Genomic DNA, 20549 nt, shown 5'->3' on the forward strand with positions numbered 1-20549 from the left:
GCGGCGAGGCTGGTGTGGCCCCGAGGGCCGGCGGTGACGCGCGGGCCGCACGACCGATGAAGGCAGTGGGACCATGACCGGAAGCCGTCCCGGGGCGGTGTCGATGCCGGCGCCGCTGACCGGGTCCGCAGCGCCCTGCTGGGTCAATCTCATGACCCGCAACCTGGAATCGGCGCAGCGGTTCTACGCCGCCGTGCTGGGCTGGTCCTTCCGGCCGGGACGGCTGGGACAGGAGTTCTCCGTGGCACGTCGCGGGGACGTGCCGGTCGCCGGAATCGGCGCGGTGGCGACCGCCTATCGCATGGCGGTGGCCTGGACCCCGTACTTCGCCGTCACCGACGCCGACGCGGCCGCGGCGCGCATCCGCGAACGCAGCGGCACGGTCGCGGTGGGGCCGCTCGCCTTCGGGAAGGGGCGCGGCGCGCTGGCGGCGGACCGCGACGGCGCGGTGTTCGGCATCTGGGAACGCACCGAGCCGTCGACCTCGCCACCCGCCCCGGACGGCCATTCGCACGCCTGGCTGAGCCTGCACACCAGGAACGCCTTCGACGCGGCGATCTTCTACGGCGAGGTGCTCGGCTGGGCGAGCGGGCGCCCGGGATGCTGCGAGGTGTCGTACGAGAAGGACGAGGTCGTCATCGACTGCGCCGGGCGCCAGCTGGCCCGGATCAGCTCGGGTGCGGTGGAGGCCGCCCCCGATCCGCTGGTCCGTCCGCACTGGCGGGTCCATTTCCCCGTCGCCGACGTGAACGCGGCGGTCGAGGCGGCGCGCAGGCGCGGAGGGTGCCTGGTCGAGCGGCATCCCCTGGGCGATGGCAGCGAGGCGACCCTGCTGGACCCGGACGGCGGCCTCTTCGCCGTCACCGACGCCCGCGGCGTCGCGTGACCCGGAGCGCGGCGTCCGGCGGTCATCCCTCCTGGCCAAAGGAGGACCGCGCGAGCAGTCGGGCCGGGAGGGCGAACCAGCAGACCAGGAACCACAGCGCCATCGCGCCGACCAGCCACAGCGCGAGGGCGTCGTGCAGTGCCACCCGCAGGACCAGCAGCAGCGCGGAGCACATGGTGCAGAACAGCAGGACGAGCCCGAGCAGCGTCAGCCGCGCGGCCAGGGTGACCGTCTGCGGCTTGAGCCGCCGCCCCGTGAGCAGGCGGTGGTACGACACGGGCCCGATGAGGGCCGCGGCGGTGGCGGAGCCCAGCATCACCGTGACCACGTGGATGGCGCGGTCGGTGTCCGACAGTTCGGCGAAACGCGGCTGGAAGACGACCGCGAGGAGGAGGCCGAACAGGATCTGGACACCGGTCTGGGCGACCCACAGCTCCTGGAGCAGTTCGGTCCACTGCCGGTCCGCCCGTTGCTCGGGCGTCTCGTGGCGGCCCGGGCCGCGGCCTCCGTCGGCGGGGGGCGAGAGGGGGAGGTCACCGTGGGGCACCGTCCGGATACATGGGGTACGTGAACCCACCCCAAGGGCTGCGCCGCGCTCCGCGGTGGACCAGCGCGCGGCGTCGGATACGGCGCATGGCAAGACGGAGGGGACATCCGCATACTGGATGTGTACGGATATTCCGACAACACCGCGAGGTGCCGCGGCCGACCTCGCGCACCCGCCGAGGATGAGGGGGCAGCCCTTACGGCTTTCGGCCGGGATCCCGTCGGAGCCTCGACGGCCGAACCGGCCCCGCCCAGGCTTTCGTCACAGGACGGCATCGCGCGCCGGTCACCGGCCGGGTGAGGCGTGGAGCTGCCGTGAGAGGCCCGTTGGAGGCATTCCACCGTGTCTGTCGAGTTGAATCACACCATCGTCCACGCCCGGGACAAGCGTGAGTCCGCCGAGTTCCTGGCCGCCATACTGGGCCTGGAGGTCGGCGAGGAGTGGGGCCCGTTCCTCCCGCTCTCCACCGCGAACGGGGTCACCCTGGACTTCGCGTCCGCGTCCGAGGAATCGATCGCCACACAGCACTACGCCTTCCTCGTCTCGGAAGCGGAGTTCGACGCGGCGTTCGCCCGCATCCAGGAACGCGGGATCACGTACTACGCGGACCCGCATCGGGAGCGCCCGGGCGAGATCAACCACAACGACGGCGGCCGGGGCGTCTACTTCCTCGATCCGGTCGGTCACGCCATGGAGATCATCACGCGCCCGTACGGGGGCTTCCCCTCGTAACCCCTCGCGCGAACGGTGACCCCGCCCTATGACATGCGTGGCGCTCTGCGCGGCGGGGCGGGGGATGGCGTGAGGCTGAAACCGGGATCCCCGGCCGCGCCCTTCCAGATCGGCGGCCAGGGGCCGCTCAGGGAGCGCCGTAGCGGAATCAGGCGACCGGCAGCAGCAGTTCGGGCCGGTCCCACATCACGGCGGGCGGGTTGGCCGCCCGGGTACCGATCCGCCGGGCCCCCACACTCCGATAGAAGCCCTCCGCCGGGGGATGCGAGACGATGCGGACACCGTTCAGGCCCGTGCGCCGCGCCTCGTCGCGCAGGTGCCCGATGAGCAGCCGCCCGATGCCGAGCCCCTGCGCCTCGTCGGCGACGAACAGGAGATCGAGCTCCGGCGGCGCGAGGATCAGCGAGTAGAAACCGAGGATCCGGTCGTCGGAGGCGTCGACGGCCGCGAAGACACGGTGACTCTCGATGTAGTCGGCGCCCACCCGGTATCCGGCGACCATCGCGGCGAAGGGCCCCTCGTAGGCGCGCGAGGTCCGCACCATCCGAGTGAGCGCGCGGGCGTCCCGCGCGGTCGCGCGCCTGACGCGCACACCCTTCGGCGCACCACCAACGGCACGCGTAATGCTCGATTCCATGCCCAGAGAATTACACATCGGAGGTTGCGCCCGACCGCCGCCCCTCCCCACCGTCGCGAGACGCCGGCCGGACGCCGGCGGCCCGGAGTGACGGGGACCGGTGCGCGGCGCGCCACTCCTCCACCACGGCCTCGACGCCGGAGGGGTCGATTTGCTTCACGGGCCCGGGTGGCGGCCTTCCGATGGCGGGCCCGGATCTTCTCGTCGCCCCGTGCACCCCATCCACCACAGGCGACCGGCGCCGACTCAGCGCACGCGCCCTTCACCGGCCTCGGCGCCCCGACCCCCGGTCGACTCTCCGAGCGGCGCCGACCGGACGGCGAGGTCCGCGGTGCGAACCTCGCCCCCGAGCCGAAGGCCGGGGAGGAGCCGGTGCGTTCCCACCGCCGGGTGCTCCTCGGGGGCCACCAGGGGATCGATGCCCCTGCCCACTCCGTAGGCGATCCCGAAGGTCGCGGCCAGCGCGGCGGCGAAGGCGGCGATCCTCAGCCCGTTGTTCATGGCGGTCTCCTCCATCGGGTCCCGTCGGGAGGGCAGCCCGCCCCGATCACCGAACACCATACCCCCTGGGGGTATGGTGTCAATCCGGATGTGCGGCAGTCACCACCGCCCCCCGTGCCCCGGCCCGGCGGAGACCGTGGTCCGCTCAGGCGGAGACGACGAGCCCGTCGCGCAGCCGCTCCACCGCGGCCCGCGGAATCCTCAGACCGTCGCGCACATAGCCCTCCAGCCCGCCCCAGCGCTCGTCCATGGCATCGAACGCCGCTTCGAGGTAGCGGGGTCGGACCTCGACGATCGCGGACGCGATCCCCGGGTCGCCACCGGCGTCGAGGTAGCCCCGCACATACGGGGCGCAGGTACCCCACGCGACCCGGTTCACCGCGAGGAACTCGGCCCGAGCCACTTCTCGCGACGCACCGAGCAGCATCAGGAGCAGTACGGCGGCCCAGCCGGTGCGGTCCTTGCCCGTCGTGCAGTGGAACAGCACCGGGCGGGCGCGGTCGTCGGCCGCCGTCTCCACGAAGGCCCGGTAGGCGGAAGCCGCGCTGGGCGAGAGCACCATCCGCCGGTAGGACCCGGCGAACACCTCCTCCGCCTTTCCGTCCCCCAGCAGCCGGTCCGCCGCCGACGGATCGGCCAGCAGGGCACGCAGCCGGGCGGGGGCGACGCCGGGGTTGTCGCCGAGCACATCCGCGACGAACAGCCGCGCACCGGGCGGCAGTCGGTCGGGCGATGCCGCACGCTCGTCGGCGGTCCGCAGGTCGACGACGGTGCGGATACCGAGGGCACCCACCATCGTGTCCCGTTCCACGTCGAGTTCGCCGAGCCCGCCGGAACGCAGCACGGCACCCGTCCGCACGTGGCGGCCCGGCCCCAGAGCGATACCGCCCAGGTCCCGCAGGTTGACGACGGTGGACGCCGGGACGGCTCTGGCGGTCTCCACGATGAACTTCCCCTTCGCCCGGCGCCCGCCGGAACCCACGCTGGAAGACGCACGTCGGAAATAGCCGGACAGGACAGCTGTGGCTGTTTCCAACGTCGCACGCGGTCAAGGATTCGACAAAGGAAAACGCCGCAGGAGCGCCGATCGGGGAACGTCGGGAGGCCGGGGCGCGGGCCCCGGACCCGTGCGGCGCGCCATGGCACCGCGAGGGCACGGGCCAGGCGACGCGGCCCGCCCGGCCCCGTCAGAGGGGGACGACGGTGACCTCGGTGGCCTTGACCCCGGTCCACACGGGCACGCCCTCACCGAGCCCGAGTTCGCCCGCCGCCTCGTGGGTGATCTCGGCGACCAGGTCGGGCACCTCGTCCGAGCCGATCACCAGGCGGATCCGGCTGCCCGCGGCGGTGAGCTCGCGCACCGTTCCGGGCCAGACGTTCCGGGGGCTCCCGCCGGGCCTGCCGCGGTGCACGGAGACCGCCTCCGGCGCGATGACCGCGAGGGCTTCCGCCCCCTCGGGGAGCGGGTCCGCGACGACCAGCCGACCGCCGCCCCGCGGACGGAGCGCGCCGTCGGCGGTCACGGTGCCCGGCCAGGCGTTGCGGCCGAGCATCCGGGCGACCCAGGGCGAGCGCGGGTGCCGGGTCACCTCGGCCGGCGGCGCGTCCTGGAGGGCGCGGCCCTCCTCCAGCACGAGCACCCGATCGGCGAGCGACACGGCCTCGACGGGGTCGTGCGTGACGATCAGGCAGACGCCGCCGAACTCGGCGAGATGGCTGCGGAGGGTCTGGCGCACATGGGCCCGGGTGGTCTGGTCGAGCGCGGCGAGCGGTTCGTCGAGCAGCAGCAGCCGGGGGCGCGCGGCGAGGGCCCTGGCCAGTGCCACGCGTTGGGCCTGACCGCCGGAGAGCTGGGCGGGTCTGCGGTCGGCGAGCGGGCCGACGCCCAGCCGGTCGAGCCATTGCCGGGCCTCACGGCGGGCGTCGCGCCGGGGAACGCCGCGGGCGCGGAGCCCGTACGCCGTGTTCGACAGCGCGGTCAGATGCGGGAAGAGCGCGCCGTTCTGCGGCACCCAGGCGACCTGGCGACGGTGCGGGGGCGACGCGGTGACATCGGTGCCGCCGAGACGCAGCACGGCCCGGGAGCGCCGGGTGAGGCCGAGGAGGGCGCGCAGCAGAGTGGTCTTGCCCGCGCCGTTGGGCCCGACGACGGCGATCGTCGTGCCGGGGCCGGCGTCGAGGGTCAGCCGGTTGAAACCGGTCACCTCGGCGTGCAGCGAGCAGTCCTCCCGCACCGCCGGGGCGGGCCGGCGGCCGGGGGCGTCGGGCGGGGAGCCCGCCCGGTCCGCGGCGCCCGCGTCGTCCGCTGCCGGCCGGTGGGCGCGGGAGCGGACGCGGGGGGTGCCGGTCCAGCGCCCGCGCAGGGCGACGAGCACGGCCATGGCGACGGCGAGGAGCAGCAGCGAGACGGAGGTGGCGGCCTCCGGGGAGTCCTGGAGGAGCAGGTACACCTGGAGGGGCAGGGTCTGCGTGGTGCCCGGCAGGTTGCCGGCGAACGTGATGGTGGCACCGAACTCGCCCAGCGCCCGCGCCCAGGTGAGCGCGGCCCCGGCGGCGAGCCCGGGGGCGACCATGGGGAGCGTGACCGTGCGGAACACCCGGAACGGCGAGGCCCCCAGGGAGGCCGCCGTCTCCTCGTACGAGGGGCTCAGGCCCGCCAGCGCTCCTTCGAGGCTGATGACGAGGAACGGCATGGCGACGAAGGTCGCGGCGACCACCGCGCCCGAGGTGTGGAACGGCAGCGTGATACCGAACGTGTCCTCCAGCCAGGGGCCCAGCAGGCCCCGGCGGCCGAATCCGAGGAGGAGGGCCACGCCTCCGACCGTGGGCGGCAGCACCATCGGCAGCAGGACCAGTGAGCGCACGAGCGCCTTGCCGGGGAAGTCCACCCGGGCCAGCAGCCAGGCCAGCGGCACCCCGAGCAGCAGCGAGAGGCCCAGGGACCAGAACGAGACGAGCAGGGACAGCCTGAGCGCCTGGACGACGCCGGGGGCCGTGAGATGGGCGCCGAGGTCGACCCAGGAGGTGCGGACCAGCACGCCGATCAGCGGGACCAGCAGGAACGCGACGGCGAGCAGTGCGGGCAGGGCCAGGACGACCGGGGTGCGCGTGCCGGGGAGGCGGCTGCGGAGGGCTCTCATCGGGGGTTCCCGTGGCGGTGTGGGCACGGACGCCGTTCGGCCCCGGTCCGGGGGCACGCGGCGCCCGTGCGGGCTTACGGCTGCTGGAAGCCCGCGGCCCGGAGGATCTTCTGCGCCTCCGGACCGCTGAGCCACTTCACGAACGCGGCGGCGGCCGCGGTGTGCGCGGACTGGCGGAGCGTGGCGGCCGGGTAGGAGGCGACGGCGTTCTGGGCGTCGGGGATGTCGACGGCGTCGACCTTGTCGGTGGCGCTCGCCGCGTCCGTCTTGTAGACGATGCCCGCGTCGGCCTCGCCCAGTTCGACCTTGCTGAGCACGGCGCGGACGTTGGGCTCCTGGGAGACCGGCTCGACGTGGAGCCCCTGGGCGTCGAGGACCTGCTTGCCGTAGCGGCCCACCGGGACCTCGGGAGCGGCCAGGACCACCTTGAGGTCCTTCCTGGTCAGGTCCTTCAGTCCGGTGATCCTCTCCGGGTTGCCCTCCCCGGTGGCGATGACGAGGCGGTTCTTCGCGATGACGGTGGGGGCACCCGTCTCGGCCTTCAGACCGTCCATCGTCTTCGTGTCGGCGGTGACCAGTGCGTCGGCGGGGGCTCCCTGCCTCACCTGGGCGGCGAGCTCCTGGGATCCGGCGAAGGAGAACGCGACCTCGGTGCCGGGGTGCGCCTTCTCGTACGCGGCGCCCGCGGTCGTGAACACGTCGGTGAGCGACGCCGCCGCGAGCACCGTCAGCCGGGTGCCGGGAGGTGCCGCCGACGCGTCGGCGGCACCCTTCCCGCCGCCACCGCCGCAGGCGGCGAGCGGGACGAGCAGGGCGGCGGTCACGAGCGCGGTGGCGGCGCGGTGCCCGGTGCGGGGGATCGTCATGGTGTGGCCGGTCTCCTCGGGAGTGGTGCGCTTCGCGGACGAGGCGCGATCAGACGCGGTCGATGTGCACATTGGTGGACTTCACACGAGCGGTGGCCCGCATGCCGACCTCCAGTCCGAGTTCCTCGACGGCCTCGCGGGTGAGCAGCGACACCAGTCGGTGCGGGCCCGCCTGGATCTCCACCTGGGCGGCGACGTCGCCGAGCTTCACCGCGGTGACGATGCCGGGAAAGGCATTGCGCGCCGTCGTGTACGAGGGTTCGTCCTCGCCTTCGCCGCCCTGGCCGATCTCGACGGCGAAGGCGGCCAGGTCACGGCCCGCGATGAGCCGCCGGCCGCTCTCGTCCCGGTGGGTCGCCACCCTTCCGGCGTCCGCCCAGCGGCGGGCCGTGTCGGGGCTGACCCCCAGCAGGCGCGCCGCCTGCCCGATCGTATAGGACTGCATATGCGTCAAGGTATGTGCGTCAGCCTTGCATTTGCAAGGCATTCAGGCGATCAGCCTGGTAAATACCAGGTCGAGCGCGGGAGGCGACGGGCCGGGGCCGCCGCCACGGCCGACCACCGACCGCACACACCGTGGTACGGAGCGCACATGTCGTGCTAGGGTGCGCTCGGCGCATGCGTCATGCCTCACTCTGAGGCCCCCTGCGCCGTCTCTCCTTCATCAGGCTGCCGCCCCCGCCCTTCCCGGTCGGCGGTCCAGCTCATCCGTGCCGCTTCTCCAGTCCGTACGGGTTTCCCGTCCGGGCTTCCGTGCCCGTCGGCCGGGGCGTGATCCCTCCGCCCCTCGCGCCGACCGGCCGCTTCATTCGCCCTGTCCGCGAAAGGACCACCCACATGACGAGCACTCTCGAACTCCCCATATCACAGCGGGAGTTGACCACCGAGGCAATCGGGGTCCTGGACATGTCCCACCAGGGGCGCGGCACGCTGCGCACCCGGGCCGACCGCCCCTCCCCCGCCGACACGCAGGTCCCCGCCGCGCTGATCCGCCGTCATGCCCTGCGCAGGGGCGACCTGGTCGAAGGCGTCTGCGACCAACCCCGCGTCCTGTCCGACGTCATGCGCGTCGACGGCCTCTCCCCCGAAGCCCTGCGAGGGCGGCCGCACTTCCATGACCTCACCCCGATCCACCCGCGACGAAGGCTGCGCCTGGAGACGCCCTCCGGCGGTCCGGCGACCCGGCTCGTCGACCTGGTCTCCCCCGTCGGCAAGGGGCAGCGCGGTCTCGTCGTGGCACCGCCCAGGGCCGGCAAGACAGTACTGCTGCGGCAACTGGCCGAGGCCGTCGCCACGAACCATCCCGAGTGCCGTCTGATGGTGGTGCTGGTCGACGAACGCCCCGAGGAGGTCACGGACATGCGCAGGTCCGTACGGGGCGAGGTGCTCGCCTCGACCTTCGACCGGCCCGCGCGGGAGCACATCGCGCTCGCCGATCTCGCCATCGAACGTGCCAAGCGCCTGGTCGAACGGGGCCAGGACGTCGTCGTCCTGCTCGACTCCCTGACCCGGCTGTGCCGCGCCCACAACAACGCCTCCGCGGCGGGCGGACGCACCCTCAGCGGCGGCGTGGACGCCACCGCCCCGCTCGGCCCGAAACGGCTCTTCGGCGCCGCCCGCCTCACCGAGGAGGGCGGCTCCCTCACCATCCTGGCCACCGCGCTGGTGGAGACCGGATCCCGCGCCGACGAGTACTTCTTCGAGGAGCTGAAGGGCACCGGCAACATGGAAATCCGGCTGGACCGGTCACTGGCCGACCGGCGCGTCCACCCGGCCGTCGACCTCCAGGCGTCCGGCACCCGCCGCGAGGAACTCCTCGTGCCGGACGTGGAGTTGCGGGCCATGCGACGACTGCGGCGCGCGCTCCTCGCCAGGAAGGACTCGCGGGCGGCGCTCGAAACGCTGCTCGACCGACTGCGGCGCACCCCCGACAACGCCGCCTTCCTCCGCGCGGTCCATCTGACCGTTCCCGATGCGTGAGCCCCGCCCGCCCCGGGGCCGGCGGCCCGTTCGACGGCGCACCCGACCGGCCGGGGCAGGGCGTCGCAGGGTGTTCAGGTGGAGGTGTGCAGCGAGGCCGTGTGCTCACGGACCTGGGCCGGTGTGAGATAGGAGTTGGTGTACTCGAAGTCGCGCAGGCGTGCCGGATTGCGGGCCTGGAAGCCGGTGCGCACGAAGTCGTCGCCCGCCACGGCGTTCAGCGTCCAGTTCGTCATCACACGCACCTTGGCCACGTTGGTCCGCAGTGCCGCCCAGTGGTATCCGCGCGCCACGGCCTGCGCGGGGACCCCGTGCAGTTCGACGCCGAGCGGCTTGGAGACCGCGTCCTTGCCGCCGAGGTCCACGACCAGGCCGAGGTCCCTGTGGACATACGGTTTCAGCGGCTGGTTGCGCAGCGTGGCGATGAGGTTGTCGGCGAGCGTGCGGCCCTGGCGCGAGGCATGTTGGGCGGTGGGCGGGCACACGGCCCCGCCTCCCTTGCTCAGGTCCGGTACGGCCGCGGCGTCACCGAGCGCGAAGACGCCGTCGAAGCCCGGCAGGCGCATCTCGGGGGTCACCGCCAGCCGGCCGCGCACCGTCTCCGCCCCGAAGGTGGACACCAGCGGGCTCGCGGCGACCCCGGCCGTCCAGATCAGCGTGCGGCAGGGAACGACCCGGCCGTCGGTGAAGGTCACCTGCTCGGGACCGGCCTCGGCGATCGAGACGCCGAGCGAGACCTCTATGCCGCGTGCGCGCAGCATCTCCAGGGCGCTCCGGCCGAGTTTGTCCCCGAGTTCCGGCATCAGCTTCGGGGCGATGTCGATGAGATGCCATTTGATGAGCTTCGGGTCGAGACGGGGGTAGCGCTTGACCGCGTTGGTGGTCAGGCGCTGGAGGCAGGCCGCCGTCTCGGTCCCCGCGTACCCGCCGCCGACCACCACGAACTGGAGGCGGGAGGCCCGCTCGGCCTCGTCGTGGCTGGCGTCCGCGAGATCGAGCTGGGCGATCACATGGTCGCGGATGTACGCGGCCTCGGCGAGCGTCTTCATGCCCCGGGCGTGGTCGAGGAGGCCGGGGATGTCGAAGGTGCGGGTGATGCTGCCGGGGCTGAGGACGATGTAGTCGTAGGGCTCGTAGACGATCTCGTCGGTGATCTTGCGGATGACACAGATCTTCGCCTCGGGGTCCACGCCGATACCGCCGCCCGGGACGATCCGGGTGCGGTGCCTGCGACTGCGGCGCAGGGACACCGCGACGGACTGCGGGGTGAGGATCCCGGCCGCGACGTGCGGAAGGAGGGGCAGGTAGAGCTGGTAGGAGAACGGGGCGACGAGCGCGATGTCCGCCTCGCCCGGAATGAGTCTGCGCTCCAGGCGGCGTACGCACTCCACTCCGGCGAATCCGGCGCCGACAACGAGAATCCTGGGTCGTGCCACAGTGTTCGTCCCTCCTTGGGCATGCGCGGTCGCCCGGTCGCCGGCTCCGTCGCACGCACCCGTGTCCCTCCCCATCTTCACGAGCCGCGTGCGAATCCGCCTGTCGGGGACGACGGAGGGCTGGTCCGGGCGCTCCCGTCCGACCGGGGAGTCACCGTGCGGGTGGGGGCGGGTTCACGGCCGGTCCTCCGGGGGTGTCCGCGCCGTCCCGGGGCGGTCGACCGCTTCGACGAGGGCGAGGACCGAGGGGTGGTGCAGGTCGAAGGCCGGGGATTCGGAACGGACCCGCGGCATCGTACGGAAGTTGTGCCGCGGCGGCGGGCAGGAGGTCGCCCACTCCAGCGAGCGCCCGTAGCCCCACGGGTCGTCGACGCCCACGTCCCTGCCGTACCTGGCGGTCCTCCACACGTTGTAGAAGAACGGCAGCATCGACAGGCCGAGCAGGAACGACGCGATCGTCGAGATCGTGTTCAGCGCGGTGAAGCCGTCGGCGGCGAGGTAGTCCGCGTAACGGCGCGGCATGCCCTCGGCACCCAGCCAGTGCTGCACCAGGAACGTGCCGTGGAAGCCCACGAACAGCGTCCAGAAGGTGATCTTGCCCAGCCGCTCGTCCAGCATCTTGCCGGTGAACTTCGGCCACCAGAAGTGGAATCCGGCGAACATCGCGAAGACCACGGTACCGAAGACGACGTAGTGGAAGTGCGCGACCACGAAGTACGAGTCCGTGACGTGGAAGTCCAGCGGCGGCGACGCGAGGATCACACCGGTCAGACCACCGAAGAGAAAGGTGACCAGAAAGCCGATGGACCAGAGCATCGGTGTCTCGAAGGACAACGACCCCTTCCACATCGTGCCGATCCAGTTGAAGAACTTCACCCCGGTGGGCACCGCGATCAGGTACGTCATGAAGGAGAAGAACGGCAGCAGCACACCACCGGTGGCGTACATGTGGTGCGCCCACACCGTCACGGAGAGACCCGCGATGGCGATGGTGGCGCTGATCAGGCCGACGTAGCCGAAGATCGGCTTGCGGCTGAACACGGGGAAGACCTCGGTGACGATCCCGAAGAACGGCAGGGCGATGATGTACACCTCCGGATGCCCGAAGAACCAGAAGAGGTGCTGCCACAGGAGCGCGCCGCCGTTGGCCGGGTCGAAGACATGCGCGCCGAACTTCCGGTCCGCCTCCAGCACCAGCAGGGCCGCCGCGAGGACCGGGAAGGCCAGGAGGACGAGTACCGCGGTGAGCAGGACGTTCCAGGTGAAGATCGGCATGCGGAACATCGTCATGCCGGGCGCGCGCAGGCAGATGATCGTGGTGATGAAGTTGACCGAGCCGAGGATCGTGCCGAAACCGGAGAAGGCCAGGCCCATGATCCACATGTCGGCGCCGATGCCGGGCGACCGGACCGCGTCGGAGAGCGGGGAGTAGGCGAACCAGCCGAAGTCGGCCGCACCCTGCGGGGTGAGGAAGCCGGCCACCGCGATCAGCGAGCCGAAGAGGTACAGCCAGTAGGCGAGCATGTTCAGCCGCGGGAACGCCACATCGGGCGCGCCGATCTGCAGCGGCATGATCCAGTTCGTGAATCCGGCGAACAGCGGCGTCGCGAACATCAGCAGCATGATCGTGCCGTGGATCGTGAACGCCTGGTTGAACTGCTCGTGCGAGACGATCTGGATTCCCGGCCGGGCCAGTTCGGCGCGCATGACCAGGGCCAGCACCCCGCCGCCGACGAAGAACGTGAACGACGTGACGAGGTAGAGCGTGCCGATCGTCTTGTGGTCGGTGGTGGTCAGCCACCGGATGACGACGTTTCCGGGCTCCTTCGCGCGGACCGGAAGCTCGTTGGCGTACGCCTCCTCGTCGTCGGCTGCCCCTGCCCTGCCCGTCGTCGTCACTGGGCCGCTCCTTCCGGTCGTCGTTCGCAAGGGGCCGCACGTCCGGCCGGGGCACCGTCTCCACCGGGCCGGCCGGTGGACCGCTCCCGCGCGTCACGCCGGGTCCCGGGTGCAGCAAATCAGCCGCGGGGCCGCCGAGGGCGGCCCGGCACCCGCCCGGGGCATGACTTTCACCCGTCAGGGCGGCGGAGACGCGGCCGCGCATGGCGCGGGCCCGGGACCGACGGCCGGTCCCGGGCGCCGAGGTTTCCCGCTTCCCTGCGACGACCAACGAGCCTCCGCCTGCCGGCACGGTCCCACCCGCTCCGGGCCCGGTCGTGGAGGCGGCGCCGGACAGGGGTCCGCCCCGGTCGGCGTGTGCCGACCGGGGCGGGAGAGGAGGAGCGCCGCGAGGGGCGCCCCGCGACGGCTCCGTCAGCCGAGGGAGGCGATGGCCTGCGTGAACGTCGCCGACGGGCGCATCACGGCCGATGCCTTGGCCGGGTCGGGCTGGTAGTAGCCGCCGATCTCGGCCGGCGAGCCCTGCACCGCGATCAGCTCGTCGACGATGGTCTGCTCCTGCTCGGACAGCGTCTTCGCGAGACCGGCGAACGCCTGCGCGAGGTGCGCGTCGTCGGTCTGCCGCGCCAGCTCCTGCGCCCAGTAGAGGGACAGGTAGAAGTGGCTGCCGCGGTTGTCGATGCCGCCGAGCCTGCGGCTGGGCGACTTGTCCTCGTTGAGGAAGGTGCCGGTCGCCCGGTCGAGCGTGTCGGCGAGGACCTTCGCACGGGCGTTGCCGGTGGTCGCCGCCAGGTGCTCGAAGCTGGCCGCGAGCGCGAAGAACTCGCCCAGGCTGTCCCAGCGCAGGTAGTTCTCCTTGACGAGCTGCTGGACGTGCTTCGGCGCGGAGCCGCCGGCGCCGGTCTCGAAGAGCCCGCCGCCGCTCATGAGCGGGACGACGGAGAGCATCTTCGCGCTCGTGCCCAGCTCCAGGATCGGGAACAGGTCGGTCAGGTAGTCGCGCAGCACGTTGCCGGTGACGGAGATGGTGTCCTCGCCGCGGCGGATGCGCTCCAGCGAGAACGCGGTCGCCTTCTCCGGCGACAGGATCTCGATCTGCAGACCGTCGGTGTCGTGGTCGGCGAGGTACGTCTTCACCTTGGCGATCAGCTGCGCGTCGTGGGCGCGGTCCTCGTCGAGCCAGAACACGGCCGGGGCACCGGTGGCGCGGGCGCGGGTGACGGCGAGCTTGACCCAGTCCTGGATCGGCAGGTCCTTGGCCTGGCACATGCGGAAGATGTCGCCCGCGCCGACCGCCTGCTCCAGTACGACCTCGCCCTTGCCGTCGACCACGCGCACCGTGCCGGTGACCGGGACCTCGAAGGTCTTGTCGTGGCTGCCGTACTCCTCGGCCTTCTGCGCCATCAGGCCGACGTTCGGCACCGAGCCCATGGTCGACGGGTCGAAGGCGCCGTGGGCGCGGCAGTCGTCGATGACGACCTGGTAGACGCCCGCGTAGCTGCTGTCAGGGAGCACCGCGAGGGTGTCGGCCTCCTGGCCGTCCGGGCCCCACATGTGGCCGGAGGTGCGGATCATGGCCGGCATGGAGGCGTCGACGATGACGTCGCTCGGCACGTGCAGGTTGGTGATGCCCTTGTCGGAGTCGACCATGGCCAGGGCGGGGCCCTCGGCGAGCTCGGCCTCGAAGGACGCCTTGATCTCGGCACCGAGGTGCGGCACGGAGTCCAGGCCGTTCAGGATGGCGCCGAGGCCGTCGTTGGGGGAGAGCCCGGCGGCGACCAGCGCCTCGCCGTAGCGGGCGAAGGTGTTCGGGAAGAAGGCGCGGACCACGTGGCCGAAGATGATCGGGTCGGAGACCTTCATCATGGTGGCCTTGAGGTGGACGGAGAAGAGCACGCCCTCCTCCTTGGCGCGGGCCACCTGCGCGCTGAGGAACTCGCGCAGCGCGGCGACGCGCATGACCGCCGCGTCCACGACCTCGCCCGCGAGCACCGGCACCGACTCGCGCAGGACGGTCGTGCTGCCGTCGTCGCCGACCAGCTCGATGCGCAGGGCGCCGTCCTCGGTGATCACGGTGGACTTCTCGGTGGAGCGGAAGTCGTCGACGCCCATGGTGGCGACGTTCGTCTTCGAGTCGGCCGTCCAGGCGCCCATGCGGTGCGGGTGCGCCTTGGCGTAGTTCTTCACCGAGGCGGGGGCGCGGCGGTCGGAGTTGCCCTCGCGCAGCACGGGGTTCACCGCGCTGCCCTTGACCTTGTCGTAACGGGCGCGGACGTCCTTGTCCTCGTCGGTCTGCGGGTCGTCCGGGTAGTCCGGAAGCGCGTAGCCCTGCGCCTGAAGCTCCGCGATGGCGGCCTTCAGCTGCGGGATCGAGGCCGAGATGTTCGGCAGCTTGATGATGTTGGCCTCGGGCTTCTTGGCCAGCGCGCCCAGCTCGGCGAGCGCGTCGTCGATCCGCTGCTCCTCCTTCAGACGCTCGGGGAAGGAGGCGATGATGCGCCCTGCCAGAGAGATGTCCCGGCTCTCCACATTGACCCCGGCCGTCGAGGCGTAGGCCTGGACGACGGGCAGGAACGAATACGTCGCCAGGGCCGGGGCCTCGTCGGTGTGTGTGTAGATGATGGTCGAGTCAGTCACCGTCTGCTCCGCTCCACGTCTGCAACATTGCTTGACATCAAGATATCTCGTGACGGCGGGTGACTCGACAGGGCCCCGCCCCGCATCCGCGGGCCCTGCCACCGACCGTGCGTCGCACGGCCCTCACGGCCTCCGGCTCAGGGGCGCCCCGACGCGGGGACCTCCTCGCCCGGCGGCACGGGTCCCGGCGCCGTGCCGTACCCGAACGGGCTGCCGCCCAGCTCCTCGCGGTGGTGCGGGGTCAGCCAGCCCGACAGGTCGGGGCCGGCGGGCACGATGCCGGTGGGGTTGATGCCGGCGTGCACCCGGTAGTAGTGCCGCTTGATGTGGTCGAAGTCGACGGTGTCGCCGAAGCCGGGCGTCTGGTACAGGTCCCGGGCGTACGCCCACAGCACGGGGTCCTCGGCCAGCTTCGACCGGTTGCACTTGAAGTGCCCGTGGTACACGGCGTCGAAGCGGACCAGTGTGGTGAAGAGCCGGATGTCGGCCTCCGTGATGAAGTCGCCGAGGAGGTAGCGGCGGTCCGCGAGGCGTTCGGACACCTGGTCCAGGCGGCGGAACAGATCCCCGTAGGCTTCCTCGTACTCGGCCTGCCCGGACGCGAACCCGGCCCGGTACACGCCGTTGTTCACATCGCGGTAGACGCCCTCCATGACCTCGTCGATCTCCTCGCGCCGGCTCTCGGGGTAGAGGTCGGGGGCGCCCGGCCGGTGCAGTGTGGTCCATTCGGTGGCGAGGTCCAGGGTGATCTGCTGGAAGTCGTTGGTGACCAGTTCGCCGCTGGGCACGTCGACGATCGCGGGCACGCTGACCCCGCCGGAGTAGCCGGGTTCCCGCGCCTCGTACGCCTCGCTCAGGTACGCGATGCCGAGCACCGGGTCCCGGCCGCCCTCGTCCAGTGTGAAACGCCAGCTGCGGTCGTCCTGGATGGGGTCGGCGACGGCCAGCGACAGGGCCCCTTCCAGCCCGAGGAGCCGTCGGGAGATCAGGGCGCGGCTCGCCCACGGGCAGGCGCGGCTGACCACGAGCCGGTAGCGGCCGGCCTCGGCCGGCCAGCCGTCCCGGCCGTCGGCGGTGACGCGGTCGGCGAAGTGGCTGCGGGACCGTTTGAACGGCTTGTGCCCGTACGCCGTGTTGCCGACGACCTCCGGGCCGCCGGCCCCGCTGCCCTCGGGGCCTTTCGTCCTGCTGTCGCTCATCGCGTTCTCCCTGCGTTCATGGTGTTCCGTCCGCGTCGGCGCGAGGGACGGTTGGTGCGGTGCGGCCCCGGCTGCGGCGTTCTCCGCGCATGTCCGCCAGGCCGATGAGCAGGGCGGCGACGACGAAGGCGAGCGCCACGACCAGACCGTGGTCGTAGGCGGTGGCCCAGCCGTCCGCGCCCAGCTGGGCGAAGAACACCGAGCCGGCCGCCGCGATCCCGATCGCGGACCCGACGCGTTGCCCGGTCTGGAGGGTGCCGCCCGCGCTGCCCGCCGTGACCACCGGGACCTCGGCGAGGGTCAGCGTCTGGTTCGGGGCGACGACCAGACCGCTGCCCAGACCGGCCAGGAGCAGCGGAACGGCCATCGCCCACCCCGCGCCCCTCCCCGGCACCAGGTGCACGGCGAGCGCGGTCGCGGCCAGCCCGACGACCACCGCGGTGAGCCCGGCGACCACGAGGGGGCGCCCGAAGCGGCCGACGAGGCGGCCTCCGGGGCTCGCCGCGACGGCCGAGCCCAGCGCGAACGGCGTGATGGCGAGTCCCGCCTGCAGGGCGCTGTAGTGCAGCCCGTTCTGCAGGTAGAGCGTGGTGATGAAGAAGATCGAGGTGAATCCGCCGAAGTACACCAGGGCCAGCAGGCAGCCGAGCCAGTACGAGCGGACCCGGAAGAGCGACAGGTCGACGACCGGCTGCGTGGCGCGCGTGGCGCACCGGGACTCCCATCCGACGAAGGCCGCGAGCAGCGCCACGGCCGGTACCAGCAGCAGCCACTTGCGGTCGCCCGGCCACTGCTGGGCCTGGACGAAGGGCAGCAGCAGCGTCAGTACGCCCGAGCCGAGCAGCAGCACGCCGAGGGGGTCGAGGGCGCGCAGGCGCACCGGACCGGCCGACGGGGTGTCGGGGAGCAGGCGCCGGGCGAGCAGCAGGCAGACGGCGCCCAGCGGCAGGTTGATGTAGAACACCCAGCGCCAGCCCTCGTGGGCGCCGGCGGCCTGGATCAGCAGCCCGCCCGCCAGCGGGCCGACGGCGGTGGAGACGCCGACGACCGTGCCGAACACGCCGAAAGCCCGGCCGCGCTCCTGACCGGAGAACATCTGCTGGATCAGCGCGGAGATCTGTGGCGAGATCATGCCGCCGGCGAGGCCCTGGACCAGACGGGCGACCACCAGCCAGAGGCTGGACTGGGCGGCTCCGCAGGCCGCCGAGGCGAGCGTGAACATGGACAGACCGGCCATGAACACCGTGCGGCGCCCGCGTGCGTCGCCGAGGCGCCCGGCGGGGATCAGGAACAGTCCGAAGGCGAGCGCGTAGCCGGAGAGGACCCACTGCAGGTCGGAGTCCGGTGTGCTGAGTCCGGCCCGGATCGACGGCAGGGCGACGTTGACGATGGACACGTCCAGCAGGGTCATGAACCCCGCGATCAAGCACACCGCTAGCGCCGGCCAGCGGCGCGGGTCGGGCGTGCCGGGGGCGGGCGCGGCGCCGGTGTCCCACCCCGCGGCACCCCGGTGAGCAGCACTCTCTGCCATGGCTCGCACCCTAAGGGCTGCCCGGTGATCCGTGGTGGATCAGCGCGCGGCGTCGGACGGCGCACGCCGGGGCGGTGGAACCGCAGGGCATGCGGACGGTTCTCGGCGGCCCGGCCCGTCTTCCGGCGCGGCGAGCGACAACGTACGCTGCATCACGGCGACTTGGCCCCCGTCTCCGCACTGCTGACCGACAGGAAGGACGCCATGGTCGCGGTGGCCCGCCGCCGGCCCGACGGCACCCGGCCGTGGAGGACCGACCGGCCCGGCGTCCTGGCGTGACCGGAACGGCCCCCCGATCCCGCCCGGCCGCCTCCAGCACCATGTGACGCTCCATCAGTAGAGTCGGCTTCGACTCGGCGACAGCCCGACCGAAGCCCACCGCCCTCGCTAGGAGATTTCGTTGAGGATGCTGATCAACGCCCCGGAAACCGTCGTCGCGGACGCGCTGCGCGGCATGGCCGCCGCCCACCCGGAGCTGGCCGTCGACGTCGAGAACCGTGTGGTCGTACGGCGTGACGCGCCCGTGGCCGGGAAGGTGGCGCTCGTCTCCGGGGGCGGCTCCGGGCACGAGCCGCTGCACGCCGGGTTCGTCGGCCCCGGCATGCTGTCCGCCGCCTGCCCGGGCGAGGTGTTCACCTCGCCGGTGCCGGACCAGATGGTGCGGGCCGCGGCCGCGGTCGACGGCGGGGAGGGCGTGCTGTTCGTCGTCAAGAACTACACCGGTGACGTGCTGAACTTCGAGATGGCCGCCGAACTCGCCGAGGACGAGGGGGTGCGGGTCGCGAAGGTGGTCGTCGACGACGACGTGGCGGTGACCGACAGTCTGTACACGGCGGGGCGCAGGGGCACCGGCGCCACCCTGTTCGTGGAGAAGATCGCGGGGGCGGCGGCCGACGAGGGGGCTCCGCTGGAGCGGGTTGCGGACCTGGCCCGCCGGGTAAACGATTCCTCGCGGAGCTTCGGCGTGGCGCTCAGCGCCGTCACCACGCCCGCCAAGGGGTCCCCCACGTTCGACCTGCCGCCCGGCGAGCTGGAGCTGGGCATCGGGATCCACGGCGAACCGGGGCGTGAGCGGCGTCCCATGATGACCTCTCGGGAGATCGCGGACGCCTCGGTGGACGCGGTGCTCGACGACCTGCGGCCGACGGCGCCGGTGCTCGTCCTGGTCAATGGCATGGGCGCGACCCCCCTGCTGGAGCTGTACGGGTTCAATGCCGAGGTGCAGCGGGCGCTGTCGGGGCGGGGTGTCGTGGTGGCTCGTACGCTCGTGGGGAACTATGTGACCTCGCTCGACATGGCGGGCTGTTCGGTGACGGTCTGCCAGGTGGACGAGGAGATGCTGCGCCTCTGGGACGCGCCGGTACAGACGCCTGCGCTGCGCTGGGGCCGTTGACCCGACGACAAGGAGATCATGTGCTCGACGCCGGTTTCTTCCACCGTTGGATGACCGCGGCCGCGACCGCCGTGGACCGCGAGGCGGACCACCTCACCGAGCTCGACTCGGCGATCGGGGACGCCGATCACGGCACCAACATGCGGCGCGGGTTCACCGCGGCGACCGCGGTCCTGGACGAGGAGGCGCCGCAGACGCCGGGCGCCGTGCTGATGCGCGCCGGACGGCAACTGGTCTCGACGGTCGGCGGGGCCTCGGGGCCGCTGTACGGGACGCTGCTGCGTCGCACCGGAAAGGCCCTGGGCGACGAGCCCGAGGTGACGCGGGAGCAGTTGGCGGAGGCGCTCGGGGTGGGCGTCGCGGCCGTGGCCCAGCTCGGTGGCGCGCAGGCCGGGGACAAGACGATGCTCGACGCGCTGCTGCCCGCGGCCGATGCGCTGAAGACGTCGTTCGAGGAGGCCCGCAAGGCCGCGGAGGCGGGGGCGCTGGCGACGGTGCCGCTCCAGGCGCGCAAGGGCAGGGCGAGCTATCTGGGTGAGCGCAGCATCGGACACCAGGATCCGGGGGCGACGTCCTCCGCCCTGCTGATCGCGGCGCTGGCCGAGACGGCCAAGGTGGACGGAGCCGGGGCATGAGCGGAGAGAACCGGGTGGGGATCGTGCTGGTCTCGCACAGCGGGCCGGTGGCTCAGTCCGTCGCCGAGTTGGCGCGGGACCTCGCGGCCGGCGGTGCGACGGCTCCGGTCGCCGCCGCCGGCGGCATCCCGGAGGGCGGGCTCGGCACGAGCGCGGAGCTGATCGCCGAGGCGGCCAGGTCGGTGGACTCGGGTGCCGGGGTGGTGCTGCTGGCCGACCTGGGCAGTGCGGTACTGACGGTCAAGACGCTGCTCGCCGAGGGCGACGAGCTCCCGGACGGTTCGCGGCTGGTGGACGCGCCGTTCCTGGAGGGCGCGGTGGCCGCCGTGGTGACCGCGTCGGCGGGCGGCGACGCCGCGGCGGTGGAGGCCGCGGCGTCGGAGGCGTACGCGTACCGCAAGGTGTAGCGGCCCCGGGCCCGTCCCACGCCCCCCGGCCGGGGGATGCGGCACGGGCCCGGCCGCGTTCCTTGAGGCCCGGCCGGGCACGACGGCCCTTCCCGCCGCCCCGGCCGGGGGCCCGGCCCCGGG

The 20549-nt window shown here is 72.5% G+C and carries 18 protein-coding genes; 6 read left to right on the forward strand and 12 right to left on the reverse strand.

What is annotated here, in order from left to right; genetic code table 11:
* Positions 1 to 73 precede the first annotated feature (73 nt).
* The gene (locus ACIHCL_RS10700) at positions 74 to 886 is read left to right on the forward strand and encodes a VOC family protein (RefSeq protein ID WP_399859521.1); all 813 of its coding nucleotides are present in this window, start codon (positions 74 to 76) and stop codon (positions 884 to 886) included.
* Between the two features lie 22 nt (positions 887 to 908).
* On the opposite strand, the gene ACIHCL_RS10705 is transcribed toward ACIHCL_RS10700, so the two are convergent.
* Positions 909 to 1433 (reverse strand): DUF6328 family protein, encoded by a 525-nt coding sequence (locus ACIHCL_RS10705; RefSeq protein WP_399859523.1) that lies wholly within the window; start codon positions 1431 to 1433, stop codon positions 909 to 911.
* Positions 1434 to 1775: 342 nt separating this feature from the next.
* Here ACIHCL_RS10705 and ACIHCL_RS10710 point away from each other — a divergent pair, with 342 nt between their 5' ends.
* Positions 1776 to 2165 (forward strand): VOC family protein, encoded by a 390-nt coding sequence (locus ACIHCL_RS10710; protein WP_399859526.1) that lies wholly within the window; start codon positions 1776 to 1778, stop codon positions 2163 to 2165.
* A gap of 148 nt (positions 2166 to 2313) precedes the next feature.
* Here the strand turns inward: ACIHCL_RS10710 and ACIHCL_RS10715 are convergent, their stop codons facing one another.
* The 6 genes from ACIHCL_RS10715 to ACIHCL_RS10740 form a co-directional block, all read right to left on the reverse strand.
* A complete protein-coding gene (locus ACIHCL_RS10715; protein WP_399859529.1) occupies positions 2314 to 2802 on the reverse strand; it encodes a GNAT family N-acetyltransferase in 489 nt (162 codons plus the stop codon).
* A gap of 246 nt (positions 2803 to 3048) precedes the next feature.
* Positions 3049 to 3303 carry a hypothetical protein gene (locus ACIHCL_RS10720; protein WP_399859531.1) on the reverse strand — a complete coding sequence of 85 codons (255 nt, stop codon included), beginning with the start codon at positions 3301 to 3303 and terminating at the stop codon, positions 3049 to 3051.
* Between the two features lie 145 nt (positions 3304 to 3448).
* On the reverse strand, positions 3449 to 4246 hold the full coding sequence (locus ACIHCL_RS10725) for a tyrosine-protein phosphatase (protein WP_399859533.1): 798 nt from the start codon (positions 4244 to 4246) through the stop codon (positions 3449 to 3451).
* Positions 4247 to 4490: 244 nt separating this feature from the next.
* A complete protein-coding gene (locus ACIHCL_RS10730; protein ID WP_399859535.1) occupies positions 4491 to 6443 on the reverse strand; it encodes an ABC transporter permease in 1953 nt (650 codons plus the stop codon).
* 74 nt (positions 6444 to 6517) lie between these two features.
* Complete coding sequence (gene modA, locus ACIHCL_RS10735) at positions 6518 to 7309, reverse strand: molybdate ABC transporter substrate-binding protein (protein WP_399859538.1); 792 nt, start codon at positions 7307 to 7309, stop codon at positions 6518 to 6520.
* 49 nt (positions 7310 to 7358) lie between these two features.
* Complete coding sequence (locus tag ACIHCL_RS10740) at positions 7359 to 7754, reverse strand: molybdopterin-binding protein (protein WP_399859540.1); 396 nt, start codon at positions 7752 to 7754, stop codon at positions 7359 to 7361.
* A 392-nt stretch (positions 7755 to 8146) separates the two neighbouring features.
* Here ACIHCL_RS10740 and rho point away from each other — a divergent pair, with 392 nt between their 5' ends.
* A complete protein-coding gene (rho, locus tag ACIHCL_RS10745) occupies positions 8147 to 9289 on the forward strand; it encodes a transcription termination factor Rho (RefSeq protein ID WP_399859543.1) in 1143 nt (380 codons plus the stop codon).
* A gap of 74 nt (positions 9290 to 9363) precedes the next feature.
* Here rho and ACIHCL_RS10750 read toward each other — a convergent pair whose 3' ends face one another.
* The 5 genes from ACIHCL_RS10750 to ACIHCL_RS10770 form a co-directional block, all read right to left on the reverse strand.
* A complete protein-coding gene (locus ACIHCL_RS10750) occupies positions 9364 to 10725 on the reverse strand; it encodes an NAD(P)/FAD-dependent oxidoreductase (protein ID WP_399859545.1) in 1362 nt (453 codons plus the stop codon).
* 174 nt (positions 10726 to 10899) lie between these two features.
* The gene (gene ctaD / locus ACIHCL_RS10755) at positions 10900 to 12624 is read right to left on the reverse strand and encodes a cytochrome c oxidase subunit I (RefSeq protein ID WP_399859548.1); all 1725 of its coding nucleotides are present in this window, start codon (positions 12622 to 12624) and stop codon (positions 10900 to 10902) included.
* Between the two features lie 414 nt (positions 12625 to 13038).
* Positions 13039 to 15261, reverse strand: a complete 2223-nt coding sequence (locus ACIHCL_RS10760; protein ID WP_399859551.1) for an NADP-dependent isocitrate dehydrogenase — start codon at positions 15259 to 15261, stop codon at positions 13039 to 13041.
* Between the two features lie 137 nt (positions 15262 to 15398).
* Positions 15399 to 16460 (reverse strand): glutathione S-transferase family protein, encoded by a 1062-nt coding sequence (locus ACIHCL_RS10765; protein WP_399859554.1) that lies wholly within the window; start codon positions 16458 to 16460, stop codon positions 15399 to 15401.
* 16 nt (positions 16461 to 16476) lie between these two features.
* Positions 16477 to 17991, reverse strand: a complete 1515-nt coding sequence (locus ACIHCL_RS10770) for an MFS transporter (protein WP_399859557.1) — start codon at positions 17989 to 17991, stop codon at positions 16477 to 16479.
* A gap of 406 nt (positions 17992 to 18397) precedes the next feature.
* Between ACIHCL_RS10770 and dhaK the strand changes: the two genes are divergently transcribed.
* From dhaK to ACIHCL_RS10785, 3 genes are read left to right on the forward strand one after another with little or no spacing between them, the layout of a single operon-like run.
* Entirely contained in the window at positions 18398 to 19384 is a 987-nt protein-coding gene (dhaK, locus tag ACIHCL_RS10775; protein ID WP_399859830.1) for a dihydroxyacetone kinase subunit DhaK, read from the forward strand.
* Positions 19385 to 19404: 20 nt separating this feature from the next.
* Complete coding sequence (gene dhaL, locus ACIHCL_RS10780) at positions 19405 to 20019, forward strand: dihydroxyacetone kinase subunit DhaL (RefSeq protein ID WP_399859560.1); 615 nt, start codon at positions 19405 to 19407, stop codon at positions 20017 to 20019.
* Complete coding sequence (locus ACIHCL_RS10785; RefSeq protein ID WP_399859562.1) at positions 20016 to 20426, forward strand: PTS-dependent dihydroxyacetone kinase phosphotransferase subunit DhaM; 411 nt, start codon at positions 20016 to 20018, stop codon at positions 20424 to 20426. Before dhaL ends, ACIHCL_RS10785 begins: the two co-directional genes overlap by 4 nt.
* Positions 20427 to 20549 lie beyond the last annotated feature (123 nt).

This window comes from Streptomyces sp. NPDC052042, assembly GCF_044548345.1.
Taxonomy (GTDB): Bacteria; Actinomycetota; Actinomycetes; order Streptomycetales; family Streptomycetaceae; genus Streptomyces.

Coding starts and splice junctions, on each gene's coding strand:
- ACIHCL_RS10700 (WP_399859521.1), top strand. CDS start 74: ATGACCGGAAGCCGTCCCGGGGCGGTGTCGATGCCGGCGCCGCTGACC.
- ACIHCL_RS10715 (WP_399859529.1), bottom strand. CDS start 2,802: ATGGAATCGAGCATTACGCGTGCCGTTGGTGGTGCGCCGAAGGGTGTG.
- ACIHCL_RS10720 (WP_399859531.1), bottom strand. CDS start 3,303: ATGAACAACGGGCTGAGGATCGCCGCCTTCGCCGCCGCGCTGGCCGCG.
- ACIHCL_RS10730 (WP_399859535.1), bottom strand. CDS start 6,443: ATGAGAGCCCTCCGCAGCCGCCTCCCCGGCACGCGCACCCCGGTCGTC.
- modA (WP_399859538.1), bottom strand. CDS start 7,309: ATGACGATCCCCCGCACCGGGCACCGCGCCGCCACCGCGCTCGTGACC.
- ACIHCL_RS10740 (WP_399859540.1), bottom strand. CDS start 7,754: ATGCAGTCCTATACGATCGGGCAGGCGGCGCGCCTGCTGGGGGTCAGC.
- rho (WP_399859543.1), top strand. CDS start 8,147: ATGACGAGCACTCTCGAACTCCCCATATCACAGCGGGAGTTGACCACC.
- ACIHCL_RS10765 (WP_399859554.1), bottom strand. CDS start 16,460: ATGAGCGACAGCAGGACGAAAGGCCCCGAGGGCAGCGGGGCCGGCGGC.
- ACIHCL_RS10770 (WP_399859557.1), bottom strand. CDS start 17,991: ATGGCAGAGAGTGCTGCTCACCGGGGTGCCGCGGGGTGGGACACCGGC.
- dhaK (WP_399859830.1), top strand. CDS start 18,398: ATGCTGATCAACGCCCCGGAAACCGTCGTCGCGGACGCGCTGCGCGGC.
- ACIHCL_RS10785 (WP_399859562.1), top strand. CDS start 20,016: ATGAGCGGAGAGAACCGGGTGGGGATCGTGCTGGTCTCGCACAGCGGG.